At 67.7% G+C, this 14,586-nt stretch carries 13 protein-coding genes; 8 read left to right on the forward strand and 5 right to left on the reverse strand.

Annotation, left to right across the window (positions count from 1 at the left end; translation table 11 throughout):
• Positions 1–8: 8 nt before the first annotated feature.
• Together ACFPQ9_RS19630 and ACFPQ9_RS19635 are read left to right on the forward strand one after the other, a co-directional pair.
• Positions 9–2,183 (forward strand): SUKH-4 family immunity protein, encoded by a 2,175-nt coding sequence (locus ACFPQ9_RS19630; protein ID WP_380854538.1) that lies wholly within the window; start codon positions 9–11, stop codon positions 2,181–2,183.
• 936 nt (positions 2,184–3,119) lie between these two features.
• Positions 3,120–5,150: an SUKH-4 family immunity protein gene (locus ACFPQ9_RS19635; protein ID WP_380854540.1), complete on the forward strand. Its 2,031-nt coding sequence runs from the start codon at positions 3,120–3,122 to the stop codon at positions 5,148–5,150.
• A 161-nt stretch (positions 5,151–5,311) separates the two neighbouring features.
• Here the strand turns inward: ACFPQ9_RS19635 and ACFPQ9_RS19640 are convergent, their stop codons facing one another.
• Positions 5,312–5,740, reverse strand: a complete 429-nt coding sequence (locus ACFPQ9_RS19640) for a hypothetical protein (RefSeq protein WP_380854542.1) — start codon at positions 5,738–5,740, stop codon at positions 5,312–5,314.
• Positions 5,741–6,109: 369 nt separating this feature from the next.
• On the opposite strand from ACFPQ9_RS19640, the gene ACFPQ9_RS19645 reads away from it, so the two are divergent.
• The 4 genes from ACFPQ9_RS19645 (at position 6,110) to ACFPQ9_RS19660 (ending at position 9,570) form a co-directional block, all read left to right on the forward strand.
• Positions 6,110–6,595 (forward strand): hypothetical protein, encoded by a 486-nt coding sequence (locus tag ACFPQ9_RS19645; protein WP_380854544.1) that lies wholly within the window; start codon positions 6,110–6,112, stop codon positions 6,593–6,595.
• 86 nt (positions 6,596–6,681) lie between these two features.
• Entirely contained in the window at positions 6,682–7,053 is a 372-nt protein-coding gene (locus ACFPQ9_RS19650; RefSeq protein WP_380854546.1) for a hypothetical protein, read from the forward strand.
• Positions 7,050–8,237 (forward strand): hypothetical protein, encoded by a 1,188-nt coding sequence (locus ACFPQ9_RS19655; protein WP_380854548.1) that lies wholly within the window; start codon positions 7,050–7,052, stop codon positions 8,235–8,237. Before ACFPQ9_RS19650 ends, ACFPQ9_RS19655 begins: the two co-directional genes overlap by 4 nt.
• A gap of 382 nt (positions 8,238–8,619) precedes the next feature.
• Positions 8,620–9,570: a hypothetical protein gene (locus ACFPQ9_RS19660; RefSeq protein WP_380854550.1), complete on the forward strand. Its 951-nt coding sequence runs from the start codon at positions 8,620–8,622 to the stop codon at positions 9,568–9,570.
• Between the two features lie 2 nt (positions 9,571–9,572).
• Here the strand turns inward: ACFPQ9_RS19660 and ACFPQ9_RS19665 are convergent, their stop codons facing one another.
• Together ACFPQ9_RS19665 and ACFPQ9_RS19670 are read right to left on the reverse strand one after the other, a co-directional pair.
• A complete protein-coding gene (locus ACFPQ9_RS19665; protein ID WP_380854552.1) occupies positions 9,573–10,685 on the reverse strand; it encodes a WXG100-like domain-containing protein in 1,113 nt (370 codons plus the stop codon).
• A 47-nt stretch (positions 10,686–10,732) separates the two neighbouring features.
• Positions 10,733–11,059: a hypothetical protein gene (locus ACFPQ9_RS19670; protein WP_380854554.1), complete on the reverse strand. Its 327-nt coding sequence runs from the start codon at positions 11,057–11,059 to the stop codon at positions 10,733–10,735.
• A 413-nt stretch (positions 11,060–11,472) separates the two neighbouring features.
• Between ACFPQ9_RS19670 and ACFPQ9_RS19675 the strand changes: the two genes are divergently transcribed.
• Both ACFPQ9_RS19675 and ACFPQ9_RS19680 read left to right on the forward strand, forming a co-directional pair.
• A complete protein-coding gene (locus ACFPQ9_RS19675) occupies positions 11,473–11,769 on the forward strand; it encodes a hypothetical protein (protein WP_380854556.1) in 297 nt (98 codons plus the stop codon).
• A 30-nt stretch (positions 11,770–11,799) separates the two neighbouring features.
• Positions 11,800–12,384 (forward strand): hypothetical protein, encoded by a 585-nt coding sequence (locus ACFPQ9_RS19680; RefSeq protein WP_380854558.1) that lies wholly within the window; start codon positions 11,800–11,802, stop codon positions 12,382–12,384.
• Positions 12,385–12,538: 154 nt separating this feature from the next.
• On the opposite strand, the gene ACFPQ9_RS19685 is transcribed toward ACFPQ9_RS19680, so the two are convergent.
• Both ACFPQ9_RS19685 and ACFPQ9_RS19690 read right to left on the reverse strand, forming a co-directional pair.
• Positions 12,539–13,750: a S8 family peptidase gene (locus ACFPQ9_RS19685; RefSeq protein WP_380854560.1), complete on the reverse strand. Its 1,212-nt coding sequence runs from the start codon at positions 13,748–13,750 to the stop codon at positions 12,539–12,541.
• Entirely contained in the window at positions 13,747–14,418 is a 672-nt protein-coding gene (locus ACFPQ9_RS19690; protein ID WP_380854562.1) for a hypothetical protein, read from the reverse strand. Before ACFPQ9_RS19690 ends, ACFPQ9_RS19685 begins: the two co-directional genes overlap by 4 nt.
• Positions 14,419–14,586 lie beyond the last annotated feature (168 nt).

Below are 14,586 nucleotides of genomic sequence, written 5' to 3' on the forward strand. Positions count from 1 at the left end.
CCAGCCTCGTGTCCGAGTCGTCCCCAGACCCCGAACGCTTCGCTCCGCCACAGGCAGTTGCACAAGTTCGCGACTGGTGGGGCGACGGCGCTCCCAAAAAGAAGCACCTGGACGTCGTCAGCCTCACCAACGCCACGGGCGTTCTTGAGGAAGTGCACCGGCACATCACCCAAAGCGTGCTGCTCAACGCCACGGAAGCGGGTGCGGAAGACGTGTTCCGAGACGCTCTCCGGCTCATAGGGGTGCCTGATGACCAGGCGCGGCCCTACATCTGGCGCCAGTCCGCCCGTCGGCACGGGGCCGGCAAGCTGGTCCTGATCACGCACGCGGGACGGGCCGGGCTCACCCGCAGGTCCGCTCAGTCGGCTCTCGTTCGCGACCGCGTGGCGGAGCGTCTCGCCCTCACCGGACCGAGCGTTGTGGTCGATACGCTGCCACCGGATCCTGACGCGTGGCCGCACCGTTGGCCCTCGCTCTGGCTGGACGATACGTCGCCCGACGGCGCCCAGAACACACTCGCGGCGGCAGTCGTGACCGCCTCGCAGTCCCCGCAACTGCGCGCGCTGGCACTGTCCGAGCCTCGGCGTGTGCCCTTGGAGGTGTGGAGCGAGTTGGCTCGGGCGGCCGGAGCCTCGGATTTCGACGAGGCGGCGCTGCGCGAGCTTGCCGACCGTTTCTCCGAACTCGTCACCCTCGCCGACGCGGAGGTCTCGTTCGCCGACGAGGCCGTGGCCGAAGCACTGCGTCGCGAGACGCCGGCGGAGTTGAGCGAGCGGGTCAACAGCCACATGGTCCGGTGGCTGCGAGGGCTCGCTCCCCGGCTGCGGCATCCGGACGGATGGGCCGCCACCGGTCCACTCGGGCGTTACGCCGCGCATGGTCTGGCCATGCACGCTGTGCAGGCAGGGGAGTTCGACGCACTGCTGCGAGAAGGCGGCGTACTCGCCAACCTTCCGCAGAACGCCCTCTTGGACGCTGCTCACTGTGCGTATGACGGTTCGGTGCCCGGTTCGAACGCGGCCGCCGACACGGCGTACACATGGATGTACGGGGTGGCGCCGACGGATCAGGGCGAGTGGGCTGCGTGGCTGCACCTGATGGCGATGGCGCGAAACGACAGCGAGCTGTGCGTCGGCATCGAACAGTCCGGCGTACGTCTTCCTTGGAAGGCCCGGTGGACGCGCTGGCGGCCACCGGGCGGATACGACCTGGAATACCTCGAACCCGGTCCGGTTTACACCCTGTTCGAGGTGCGCTGGCGCGATCGCCCGGCGGTGGCCGCGAAGGCCTCGGACAAAGGGGTGCGGGTATGGGACGCGGAAACTTCGGAGCTCCTGGCAGGCCCCTGGTTCGACGAGGTCTTCCCCGACGAGGCCGTGAATGCACTGACTTGGCCGCCGGAGACGGGCTGGGCCGGTCCCACCAGTCGCAGGGAACTCCTGGCTCACGACAACAGTGAGGAAGGACCTGAGAGCGAGTTCCTGCCTGTTTCACTGCGTCTTGGCAATCTGACGGTCTTCGCCGGCCCGGGAGGCATCTTCGCCGTGGAAGGCGCAGATACGGCAGCAGAGCACGTGATTGCTCCACTCCGTGGGGCGCCGCTCCTCGGCGCAAAGATCGCTGCAGGCCCCACTCTGCCCATGAATGCCCCCACGACGACCGCTGCCGATCTGGCAAAGCTCTTCCCTGAGGCGCCCGTCCTGCGCACCCCACCGGAGAGCCTGCCGACCGGGCTCACCGATGAAACCGCCCGCCGGGTACTGACCAGTGTCGGTCTTCCCGTCATGCAGGAAAAGGGAATCCGGCTGGAGCCCGAGTACGAACGTTTCCTGTGGGAGTTGCCCTGGACCAAGGACATCGAACAGCCCGCAGAAAGTGGCCCCTTCTTCCAGATCGGTCTGTGGATGGGCGCCGAGATCGTGATCGACGGCCCCTCCGGGCACGTCCTGCGCATGCCCCGTAGCGCCGATGAGAGTGGACTCGACGGCTTCCTCGTCGCAACGTCCCTCGACCACTTCCTGGCCATGGTCACTCAGTGGATCGCCGGACGCCGTATTCTTGGAACGCTGGACAACGGGGACGAAGAACATCTGTTCCGGCAGCACATCGAAGACGCGGTCTGGGAAATCGACGCGGCCGGCTCCCAGTCCGAAGCGTGGACGTACGCATTGCACAACGACTGACACTGGAAACCGCGTTCGTCGAAGACGCTGACCTGCCCGCGTACGCCGAGGCCATTCGCGACCGGCCCGTACCTGCCCCTGTCGTCTCTCCTCGCTACCCCTTCGCCTCTCGACACCCCAGTATCTCCCGTCACGTGCGAGAGATGCCGGTGGATAGTCCGCGCCAGTCAACTTCGCGCTGCCCTCGACTCGTTCACTCACATCACGGGAACTCCCGGGCCTCGAAGGGCAGCGGCTCGCCCCGGAACCGCGCGGCCACGGTCGGCCGGCCACCGCCCACCCCGACGTGACCAACCTCCGTTTCCAGAACGCCCTGCCCATCTGACCCTGACACTGGTCGACACCTACGCCGGCAATCCCACGGCTGCGGGGGCGCGTACCCGGACCTGGATGCGGACGGCAACCCGTCGGACCGCGGCGAGAAGGGCGGCCGCGACCGCATCGAGAACACGGCTGGGCGCCCGTTTCAGCGGCCTCGGCAACGGACACCTTGTGGCAATAGAACAGGAACCGGCAGGGCGAACTGTTCCGACTATCGCAGCCATGACATGGAGCGAGACACTGGCGATTCTCGCGCCCGCACCAAGAAGGCGCGGGAGAATCGCCCCGAGGAACAGCAGGAAAAACCCCCGGAAAGGTGATCTCCGCATCTCGTACGGAATCGGCTACATCAAGGGCGACATGGGGAACGAGGCCGCGGCCAAGGAAGCCGAGTACGACAGTCGGCGGAGTGGCGGGAAGCGATCAAGGAAGCCAGGGCCGAGGACATCGCCATGCGCCAGCAGGTGAAGGCGATGACCGACGAGCAGATGGTGAGATATCGCGGCGAGTGGTTGCGGGCTTGGATGAAGGCAGCGGGATCGGGAGCGGAGTGAGCCGCTGAACCCTTCGGATACCTTGGACGATCAGAACGCGAACGCTGAAGCGAGGAATCGAGTGGAACTGACACCCGAGCGGGCACTCGAACAGGCCGAAGCCTGGCTGGCAGAACCCCATCGCGTGTACCGAACCCTCGCCGTCCGGGGCGTACCGGGGTCCGGGAAGACTGCCTTGCTCAGCGAACTGGCAGCCCGGATCCCGGGAGCCGTCCATGTCGACTGCCGAGGCAGGACCGCTGATGAAATCGCCGATCACCTCCTGCGCGCCTGGGGTGTCACCGGCTCACCGGCCTCACTCGTTGCCGGTGCCCAGCGCATTCGGGTTGACGGCGTCGCGCTGCTCGGTAACGTTCAGTGGGCCGGCGAGTTCGTGACCTCAAGCGAGGCAAGCCTGATCAGCGGGCGCATGATCCGTACGCTCAAGCAGTTCTCGCGGCCGACCTTGCAGTTCGTGGTCGAGCGTTCCGCCGACAAGCCCTGGGTGCCGGCACCCACACGCAATGACATCGTCCTGACCTCGCCGGACGACGCAGAGACCCGGTCCGGGGAATGGCAGGACATCCTCACCCGGCACCCCGCTGTCCTGGCCCTGGCGACAGCAGAACTCCGCACCGTCTCCCTTCCTGTCTGGGTGGAGCTCTGCCGATGCCTGGGCATTCAGACGTCGTCCGGCGAACTCGTCGAACTCGCGCAGTCCCTCTCCGATCGCCTGCTCATCACTGAAGTCCCCGGCCTGGGCCACGAGTTCGGATTTCAAAGCGAATCGGATCGGCATCGCATCAGACTGCTCCGTCCTGTCGATCAGCGCAGTCTGCTCTCCGCACTCCTGGATCCGTTGAAGGCACGCGGTGCGACAGCATGGGAAAGTGTCGGCCCCACCGGTGTCTATGCCGCGCGAGCAGCCGCGCTCCATGCCTCCCGTGCGGGCCTCCTCGACACTCTGCTGGCTGACGGTCAGGTCATCGCGAATCTCGATGCGAAGGGGTTGTTGCAGGGCATGGCCGCGACCTGGCCTCGCGGTATTCCGCAGGGTGGCCTTCCCATCGATGCCCACTATTTCGAGCAGCTGGGGCTTGCGGCCGCACCGCATGCGGAGTGGGTGGCGTGGCTGCATCATGCGGCACTCAACCGGGGGGATGAATCGCTGGCCCGGTCGATCGTCGCCGAGTCCGGGGTCGAACTCCCCTGGAAAACCGTCTGGACCAGATGCCGCCCGTTCGGAACTTTCGGACGGTCGGAGCAGTCGGAAGAGCCCGAGAACGCACGAGAGTTTCCGGAGCTCACGGAGAGCCATTCCTGGCGCCTGCGTGCCGTAGGGCCACCGGTACGCCACATCTTCGACGGGCGCCCGGGCACCTCGCGCCCCTTCAGATCCAAGGCCGTGTCCGATGCGGAATGGCTGATCTCAGGCCCCACCGGCCCATTCGTCGTAGACGTAGCAACCTCCCCAGGGGAACAGCCTCACCTGGAGGCGCTGCCGGAACCGTTAGTCGGCCCCATCACCGAGGCAGCCCTCTGGCGCTGTCCTGCCCAAGCCGTGGCACCGAACGCTCCCACTCGCTCATGGCTGGAAGGCTCGTTCGGGCAAGGTACGTGCCGGGTGCTTTCAGCTGACGACCTGCCGGCCGGTCTGAGCGATTCGGACAGTCGGCAATTCCTCACCAGCGTCGGTTGGCCCTGCTTGACGGACCAACTGCCCTTCGTTCGCACGGCCGACCTGGCGAAGACGGGGCTGGTGGAAGTCCCCTGGCCGGATGACGTGGATCCTCCGGAGAGCGAGGGCCCCTTCTACTCACTTGCCGAATGGACGGGCGGTAGCGTGCTGCTCGATGGCGGGACCGGTGCCGTCGTCCAGGACTACAGCACGGGATACAGCTCGTTGACCTTGTCCACGAGTCTTCGCCAGTTCGCCACCCTTCTCTGCCTGTACCACGAATTCCTGACCAGCCCCTTCCCTACGCCCGCCGAACGCGAGGATGCCCGTCGCAGCCTGTGGCAGTGGGCGGAGGACATCGACCCGGCGACCGAGGACGCAGATCACTGGGAGCAGGTCTTCGACGGCGATCTGGACTCCTGGGGCACCGAATAGCCCGTCCCAGATCGACCCGTCGGCGGGATCTTCCGAGCCTTGGAAGACCGCATTCGGTGGAGGGTGAATGCTCAGCACGGCCCGCAGGAAGCCGCCGACCAGATCCGCGCGCAACTGGGATTCTGCTCCTCGACGGCCCCACCGGCCGCCCCGTACTTGGATCAGTACAGCGAGAACCCCCCGCTGTGACGCCCCTGCCCCTTCTTCGGCGGCTGGGAGGACTGGGTCTGCGGGCCCTTCTGCTCGGGGGACTCGGACGACGGGCCGCCGCCGGCGAGTGGCTCACCATGCCGGACCCGGTCACGCTCCTCCTCCGAGAGCGACTCCCACTGGCCGCGCAGGGACGCCATGCCTCCGCCCAGGGCGCGGGCCACGGCGGGGTCGTCCAGGGCATCGCGCAGGGCGAGGCGGCCGGAGAGCATTCTCTTCGCCGCCTCCTGCATGTCCTTGCTGACGCCGTCGGTCTCGGTCAGTTTGCGCAGGGCGGAGTTCAGCGAACGGATCTGCCCCGGTTCGAGCGCCTCGTCCAGCACGCCTCGCTCCTGCGGAGAGCCGTGCGGGTCGGGTGAGTTCTGCGGTTGCCTGGTCATGTCGTCTCTCCTCGTTGCCCTTCGCCTCTCGACACCCCAGTATCTCCCGTCACGTGCGAGAGATGCCGGTGGATAGTCCGCGCCAGTCAACTTCGCGCTGCCCTCGACTCGTTCACTCACACCCGGGAACTCCCGGGCCTCGAAGGGCAGCGGCTCGCCCCGGAACCGCGCGGCCACGGCCGGCCGGCCACCGCCCACCCCGACGTGACCAACCTCCGTTTCCAGGGCGCCCTGACCATCTGACCCTGACATTTGTCAGGACCGCTCAAGCCGCTCCCTTCTCTAGGGTTCGAGTCGTCTCCAGGCCCCGCTCGCATCGCATCGGTCGCGTCACGGGGCACCCTCCACAGCCAGGAAGAGACGGCCATCATGCGCCTGTTCCGCTCCACCCTCGCCACGGCCGCCGCCCTGTGTGCGGTCGCCACCGGCGTCGTACTCACCCAGCCCGCGCAGCCCGCACAGGCCGCCGCCTCCGACTGCGAGGGCGGCGCCCGCGGCTTCCGCGACCACCCCGACAACGCCGAGGGCGACACCGGCAAGCCGCGCAGCTTCAACCTCGGCAACGCCCGCTTCACGCTGGAGAAGGGCGTCTACGTCGGCCAGCAGATCGCCTTCGGCAAGATCAGCGGCGAGACCCGGCCCGGCGACAAGGTCTGGATGGACTGGCGTGCGGACGGCTGGGACCACGACAACGCCGTGTCGCCCTGGCTCCAGTGCGGCCCCTTCACCGTCCGGTCCGCCGGGCAGAGCCTGACCACTCCGTTCCGGCGCACCAGCACCGATCCGCAGTACCAGTTCCGGGTCTGCGGCTCGCTGATCTCGGACGGCCGCGTGACCTGCTCCGACTGGTGGTAGACCCGGCAGACCCTGGATCCGCGTCGCGTTCCCCGACTTCCCGCTCCTCCTCGCGCTTCCCTCTCCTCCTCGCGAAAGGCATGACCATGCGCAGACTCCTCCGCGGCGCCGCCGCGTTCGCCCTCGCCACCGCCGCCGTCCTGACCGGCACCACCCAGGCCCAGGCCGAGGGCGGCACGTGGGACGGCTGCCCGTACGGCGCCGTCTGCATCTATCCGCAGAACACGGTGCCGGTGGACAACCCGCACCCCAGCCACATCTTCTACTCGTACGGGTTCCACCCCATCTACAACCAGTACGGCAACCACTGGGTCTTCAACAACCAGTACGACGGCGCCCTCGTCGAGCTGTGCAAGTCCATCAACACGGACTGCCACGAGTCCATCCCTCCGCAGGAGGGCTGGTACGTCGACCTCACGCCGATCAACTCGCTCCACCTCAGGGAGCACTACCAGTGAGAGCCCTACCAGTGAGGCGCCGGCTCCTCACGTCCGCCGTCACGCTGCTGCTCGTCGGCGGCGTGGCGGGGTCCGCCGCGGCCGACGCCCCGGCCTGGCGGCCCTCGCAGGCCGCCGCCGCGTCCGTCCACGTGCCCGATGGCGTGACGGCGGGGGCGGCCGTCTTCGACCGGCAGACCGGCACCTTCACCGAGCAGCTCAACACGAGCGCCCGCTTCCGGTCCGCCTCCGTCGTCAAGGTGCTGCTGGCGCTGGACTTCCTGTGGAACCGGGGCCCCGACTACACCGTGCCCGCCGCCGACCGCGCCCTGTTGGAGCCGATGCTGCGCAGTAGCAACGACCAGGCGGCCAGCCACTACTGGTCGACGAACGGCGGCTCGGCGATCATCAACCGCATGGCCGACCGGCTGGGCCTGAGCGACACGGCACCGCCGCCCGCCGGGTACGAGGGCTACTGGGGCTACACCTCGCTCTCCGCCCGCGACACCGTGACGATCTACCGCTACCTCCTGGACAAGGCGCCGGGCCCCGTGCGCGACTTCGTGATGGGCAACCTGCGCCAGTCCACGCGATGCGCCTCGGACCGCTTCGACCAGCACTTCGGCATCGCCGGGGCGTTCGAGAAGCCGTGGGCGGTGAAGCAGGGCTGGGCGGGGTCGTCGTACGAGGAGGGCACCTGCGGTACGGGGGCCGCCGCATCCCGTACGTCAGTCCAGGCCCAGGCCCCTGCCTCGGCCCCGCGCTCCGCCCCTGCTGCCGCGGACGTGGACCTGACCCGACCGGCGCTGCACAGCACGGGAACGGTGGGCGCCGGTGACCGGTTCATCGTGGCCGTGTTCACCCTGCACCCGGTGGGGACGTCGTACGGAAGGGCGTACACGGACATCGGCCGGCTGACCCGCTCGCTGCACGTGCCGGGCGCGGCGCGGCCGGCGGGGTGGTGGTACGGCACATGGAGCGACCATGTGAACGTCCGCCCGGATCCGTCCACCTCGAACTCCGCGATCACTCAACTACCGGCGGGAGTCGAGGTGTTGGTGGGCTGTCAGAGGAAGGGACAGGAGGTCTCGGTGCCGCCCTACACCAACGACTGGTGGGCGTATCTGCCCCAGTACGGCGGCTGGATCTCCAACATCTACATCAGCTCGCCCGACAACAAGATCCCGGACGTCAAGGAGTGCTGAACCGGTGAGGCAGCGGCGCAGGGGACCGCTGCCTCACCGCTCGTACGCGGCGCCGGCCCTCTTTCCTGAACGGGTTCGGCGCATCTCGCCATCCTCCGCTCCCTTCACACCGCCCGCTCCGCCCCCGACGGCCCTCTCCCGATCTCACTGATAACTTGCTGTTCCTATTTGTTCACTCCGTGGGAATCCAATGAGCCAGCCGCCCTTCCAACCGCCCCCGCCGCCGTCACAGCCCCCGCATGACCCCAACAACCCATACATGCAACCGGCTCCGCCACAGCAGGCACCGGGATTCGGCGCGCCGCCGGTCCCTGGGCAGCCTCCGACGCAGCCCGGCCAGCCTTCGATGCAGCCCGGAATGCCGCCTGTCCCAGGACAGCCGATGTACCCGATGCAGCCCACCCCGCCGTTCCAGGCGCCCTACGGGCAGCGGCCGAACGCAAGCGGTCATCCCGTGGGGGCGGTCTTCCTCGGATTCTTCGCTTCGGTCGTCGTCTCGCTGCTCTACAGCGGTCTCATCCTGGCCACGTATGAGGACTTGACGGTCACCCAGGCCAACACCATGTACCTGGTCCACGCGCTGATCAACGGAGCGATCGTCGGCTGCCTGATCGGCCTGGTGGGTCACCGCAACACGGGCGCCCACGTCAGCGGGGCCGTCATCGCCGCGGCCGGCGCCTTCTTCGGCTTCACCAACGCCCTCCCGCTGATCATCGCCGACCGCCAGTCGCCCGCCGCCATCGGGGACATGATGGAGGCCGACCCCTTCATCCCCGCCAAGGCCTGGTGGAACAACGAGTTGGACGGCGGAGTCGACTGGTTCTCCCCCTCGGCCTGCTCCTCGCCGCGGCCGCGGCATGGGGTCTCGCCTACCTCATCGGCCGCAGGCGCCGCGCGATGTGATCGCTCCTTAGTTGCCACCCCGGGACACCGGGGCGTCCCGCTCGGCACGCTCACGAGCCAGATCGGCCCGCTGCCGCGCGTCCCACTCCACGAACCGGGCCCTGGAGTCCTGACGCTCCGCGTGGGTCTGGTCGTCGGCCGCCCGACGGATCTCATGCATCCGCTGGAACACGGCCTCGGTACAGCGCGGATCCCGAAAGGCGTCCTCGACATCGACGCTCCCGCTCAGCACGGACCGGGCCATCTCCCGCAGGTCCGGGCTGAGCGAGGTCGCATCGGCGATGGTGCGCAGGGAGCAGTGCAGCCGGAGGGCGTGCTCGGGGTCCTGGCGATCCCCATCAGTTCCTCGTCCTGGATTTCCCGGTCGGCGGCGGTCATGGGTGTGGGGATCTTCCTGCCAGAGGTGAGTGCCCCCGGGAGGGGACGATGACGTCATCCGAATTCATTGCGGGCCCAGTCGTCCGCGCCGGCTGAGGAGTTGGAGGGACCCGGGGAACCGGAGTTCGCCGCGGAGGCGGTGGCCACGGGCCTGTTGGCAGCCTGTGTGGTGTCGGAGGAGCCGACCCCGGATCCCGCGGATGCGGCGCCCGCCCCGGATTCCGTGGATGCGGAGCCGTCACCCGCCGCCGTCCCGTCGGCATCGCGCCGGGTGATCGCGTCGACACCGTGCTGTACGCGGTCCCCGGCCGCCCCGGTGACCCGCTCCGTCGCCGCGTCCACGGCGTTGTTCACATGCGAGGCCGGATCCACGTAGCCGGCGAATGTCGACCCCTCACCTCCGGTGACCTCGTTCTTCAGGCCATCGACATACTCACCGGCCGCCTTCTTGGCCACATCCGCCGTCTCGCCGAGGTCGACGCCGGATCGCGCGTCGAAATAGGTCTCGATGCTCTGCCGGCCGAGGTCCTGCGCCATTCCTACGGCGGCTTCGGTGGCCTTCTCCTTGGCCGCGTCGACCACCTTCTCCTGGACGAACTGCTTGACCTTGTCCTTGGCGATCTTCTTGACCGCGTCCATGGTGGCGTGCTCCATGGCCTTGGTGACCGCCTCCATGATCTCCCTCTTGAGCCGGTCCAGCAGCTCTCGGACGATCAGCCGCGTGGCCTGTGTCGCACCCAGAGCACCGACCTCGGAGAGTCCCAAGGTGAAGGGAGCAGCCGCCTGGGCGGCGATGATCTCGATGGCCAGGGCGATGAGCTGGGCGATGACGGCCAGTTTCGCCGTGAGCACGGCGACCGCGGCGGCGTCGAACGCGAAGGCGATCACTTCGCAAGCGATCCTCGCATCCGGCAGGTAGCGGTCCTCGCCGTTCGCGCCGGTGTAGGCACCCCAGTCCTTGCTGAATCCGTCAACGGCCGTACCGAAGTTGTGCGAGACGACGGTGCGGGCAAGCCCTTCGCCTTTCAGCTGGATCTCTTCGAGGTCCGCACCGAAAGCCCGCCAGGTCTCGGCGACCTTGTGCAGCGCTTCCTCGTCGACCTCCGGCCAGGTGTAGCCAAGGAGATCGAGCACCCAGACCAGCTCACCGGGAAGTGTGAGCGACATGCCAATAGCCCCCGAATTCAACTATACAATTGTAATTGACAGGTTGATCAGAATTGGCTGGAGATCCCGCTCATCAGCCCGCTGTTCGACGTGTCCGATGCGTCGTAGTTGCGGGCCATGTCCTGCAGGTTGCCACCGATCTTCTGAAGCCGTTCCGCGAGACTGTCCATGGATGTGAAGATTCCGTCGCGAATCGGCGTGTACACCTGCCCGAAAATCTCCCCGAAGTCCGCATCCGCCCATGGCTCGCCCAGCGCTTCGAGGGAATCCTGAAGCCACTTGGACGCGGTCGAGAAATCACCCCCGAGATCGGCGAACTTCCCTCCCTGCCTACGCAGTACATCCGTGTCCACGCTAAAGCTGTCGAACTCCATGACTCTCCCCCGAACCGCCCTTGCCGTAGTTCATATTGGACGACAGGCCGATACCTTAGACTCCTCGCGCACGGCGCCGCCAACCCGCCGGTCAAGAGTTCGTCAAGTTATCCAAAGGGGCACCAAAATTGGTGACAACACAGCCGCGTTACGCCAGCACCGGGAGTCTTTGGATAGGACGACTCCTCGGTTTGGGGCTGCTCCTCGTGGCCGCGATCGTCGCCATGGTGACCATTCCAGAACTACGCAGCGAACTCGCAGGTGACGGCACCGAAGGAACCCTCACGATTTCTTCATGCGAAAGTCACACGAAGACCCACTACGGCGCGCACAGGCGTTCTACGGAACTCAAGTTCAGCTGCACCGGAAATTGGAGCGCGCAAGGCGGTGAGGCCGCCTACCGGGACGCGTCGGTGGAGACGTCCTCACGCTTCGAAGCGGGTGCGAAAATCCCCGTGGTCCAAGTGGACGACACCTTCGAGCTACCGCAGGACCGGGACCCCGGCGACGACGCCGCGATTCTCGCGTTCTGCCTCTCCGTGCTGGCCTTCGGCGTCCACTGCCTCCTGACCGGCTTCGGCGCCCGCAACGGCCCCGGCTTCGCCGCCTCCTGGCACCGCCTGCCGGCCGCGGCTGTCACCGGCCCCGTACTGGGCGGCCTGTTCACTCTGGGCGCCCTGACGGCCCTCGTCTGCGCCCTCGTCCTGTGACCGCCACATCCCCCTCCTGAGGAACCCTCAATGACCCAAGTACAAGGGAACGCCGCGCCGAACGCCGCCGCCCCTGAAGAGCGGACGAGCCTCGGCCGCCTCATCGGCGCGGCCCTGATCCTCGTAGGCGTCGTCCTCATGGCACTCGGCGCCTACCTCGGCCCCTACACCTACGCCACGTCGACCCAGGGCAAGCTCACCGTCGACACCTGCACGGTCGACTACAAATACCGCTCGAGCACATCGAGCAGCTCACGGAAGAAGACGAAGACCCGGTGGTGCTACGGCACCTTCACGGCCGACGACGGCTCGGTCAAGGACCTCAACGCCGAACTCAAGAGCGACGCCCTGCACCAACGCGGCTTCGTCATCGAGGCCATCAGGACCGGCGAAACGTCCTACAAGCCGGACCATGGCTGGGTCGGCGCGATCGCGGTGGGCTGCGCGTGGTTCTTCGGCGGCCTGATGCCCCTGTCGATCGGCGTGTTGGGCGCCACCACCGGCTTCTCCTCCACAGAACCGTGGAGCCGACGCCGGTTCCGCCCCTACCTCATCACGACCCTGGTGGCCGTGATCGGGCTCATGGTCAGTTTGCTGGTGGGGCTCTTCACTTGACCAAGGCCCCGGCGGGCCCGCACGAAACCGGAGATCGCGGCATGGGCACGGGGCGCAGAGGCCGGTCGACGCGCAGCCCCGACGTGCGGATCACGCTCTCGCTGCCAGGATGTGCTGCCTGGCAACGAGAGCTCTCGTCGTACGGCTGGGGCGCTCAGCCGGGGAAAGACCCCTGCGGGTGGTGCATCACTCTGGGCGCCTGCGCAGCGGACTTCCGCCGGCCCGACACCACCAGCAACACACCACCGGCGAGAAGCGCCAGGCCCACGCCGCCCGCGACCAGCCCCGTCAGCCACACCTCCTGCTCCATCTCCGGATGCGTGGTCTTCGGTGTGCCGTCCGGGGTCGCCAGGTGCTCCTTGCCCTTGTAGTCCACCGGAGCTGTCTTGTCCGCGGGAGGGGATGCAGCCGCCTTCACCGCTGCGGCCGCATCGATCGGGCCGTGGCCGAGCAGGGCGTTGCCGCCTCCCGCCGGGCGATCCGCGGTGGCGATGAGGACGTCGTTCACCTGGGCGGGCGTCAGCTTCGGGTTCTTTGCCTTCATCAGCGCCACCACCCCGGCGGACAGCGCACAAGCCGGTGAGGTGCCATCGCCCTGCTTGTAGCCGCCGGTGTTCGTCGCGCTGATGATGTCGACACCCGGTGCGGCCACGTCGTTGTAGGTGTGCACGCTGGAGAAATCGGCGCGCGTGCCGTCCTGCTGCGTCGCGGCGACGGCGATCACGCCCGCGTAACCGGCCGGGTACGAGGACCCGTTGAGCACATCGCCCGCATTGCCGGCCGAGGCGAGCACCGTCACGCCCTGGCGTGCGGCACGGGCCAGGGCCGCGGCCTCGTCCTCGTCGTAGGAGCTGAACAGGTCGTCGCTGCCGAGCGACATGGAGATCACGTCGGCGCCGTGCTCGACCGCGTAATTGATGCCGTCGGCGATCGGGTTGTTGCCTTTCCCGAAGGACTCCTCCAGATCCTCCTCTGTCCGTTCCTCCTCGTGCTTGTCATCGATGACACGTACCGAGAGGATCTTGGCCTTCGGGGCTACCTTGAGGACGTCCGAGGCCATGGCCGTTCCGTGCCGCCCCCACTCCGAGTCGCCCGCCTCCAGCCCATCCTTGAAGTAGTCGGGGCCGGTGGTGACCTTGCCCTTGAGGGCGGGATGGTCGGCGTACACACCGCTGTCAAGAACGGCGACCGTCACTCCGTCGCCCTGGCTCAACTGCCGGGCCGCGGACAGGTTGAGTGCCGCGCCTTCCCATCCGACGGGCGTGGCCGCCTGCGCCGGCGCGATGGCCAGCGTGCTCAGCAGCCCTGCGAGGACGACTGCAGTCGAGGTCGCGCGTATGGTCCGGAACTTCACTGCAGGGCTCACCCTTCGAGGTTTGCGAGATGGATGCCGAAGGTCTTGCTGAATGCGTCCGCAGCGTCCATCCAGGGTTTCCTGTCCTCGTCGTTCGCACCGTAGTCCCCGAACTCACCAGGCAGGTTGCCCGACGTACGGCCGTCGACCGCGCCGGTCGTGACGGCGACGGCGTAGCCTTCCAGGGCATCACCGCCCATCCCGTTGCGCCTGTTCTCCCGCCACTTCGCGGCGAGCGTGCCCTGCACCGCGAACGGCACCACTGCCGCGTCAGGGACGTCCGCCTGCTCCTGGCTGTCGAGAAACTCGCCCATCTCCTGGCCGGCGGTGCCCTCGGGCACCACGATGATCGCGACGGTGGCAAGCATCTCACCGGTGAGATCAACGTACGTGGCACGCAGTACGGCCTCACAGCCAAGCCGCTCCGCGGTCTCCTTGGTCTCGCCGCTGAGGCCCTTGGAGCACGAAGTGTCCTGGGAGACGCCCATACGGCTCCACTGCGCGACCTTCCGGTCCGAGGCGTCGTGCTGATAGCTGGGCTCGCCGACGGTCGCCGGGAACAGGCGATCCGCGGTCTCGTTGCGCCACAGCGTCGGCCCGTAGTCGCTGTTGGGTATCGACCGCTGGCTGTTGCTGTACGCGTGAGCCGCCAGTGCTCCACCGCCGAGTGTGCCGAGCACACCGAACACGATGAGCAGACTGCCGAGGACCTTTCGGGCAGTGCCACCCCCACCCGGGGGAGGAACTGGCGCGCCAGGCATGTGGTTCCCGGGGACAGGGCTCCCGGGGACGGGGCTCCCGGGCGGGGCGTACGCACCGTGCTGAGACAGCCCCGGTTGCATCGGCGG

The organism is Streptomyces coerulescens (assembly GCF_042657965.1).
GTDB classification, from domain to species: domain Bacteria; phylum Actinomycetota; class Actinomycetes; order Streptomycetales; family Streptomycetaceae; genus Streptomyces; species Streptomyces coerulescens.

What these genes read in the sequence shown, in the direction of transcription:
- ACFPQ9_RS19640 (WP_380854542.1), bottom strand. Translation starts at nt 5,740, where the DNA reads ATGACCAGGCAACCGCAGAACTCACCCGACCCGCACGGCTCTCCGCAG.
- ACFPQ9_RS19645 (WP_380854544.1), top strand. Translation starts at nt 6,110, where the DNA reads ATGCGCCTGTTCCGCTCCACCCTCGCCACGGCCGCCGCCCTGTGTGCG.
- ACFPQ9_RS19650 (WP_380854546.1), top strand. Translation starts at nt 6,682, where the DNA reads ATGCGCAGACTCCTCCGCGGCGCCGCCGCGTTCGCCCTCGCCACCGCC.
- ACFPQ9_RS19660 (WP_380854550.1), top strand. Translation starts at nt 8,620, where the DNA reads ATGTACCCGATGCAGCCCACCCCGCCGTTCCAGGCGCCCTACGGGCAG.
- ACFPQ9_RS19665 (WP_380854552.1), bottom strand. Translation starts at nt 10,685, where the DNA reads ATGTCGCTCACACTTCCCGGTGAGCTGGTCTGGGTGCTCGATCTCCTT.
- ACFPQ9_RS19670 (WP_380854554.1), bottom strand. Translation starts at nt 11,059, where the DNA reads ATGGAGTTCGACAGCTTTAGCGTGGACACGGATGTACTGCGTAGGCAG.
- ACFPQ9_RS19680 (WP_380854558.1), top strand. Translation starts at nt 11,800, where the DNA reads ATGACCCAAGTACAAGGGAACGCCGCGCCGAACGCCGCCGCCCCTGAA.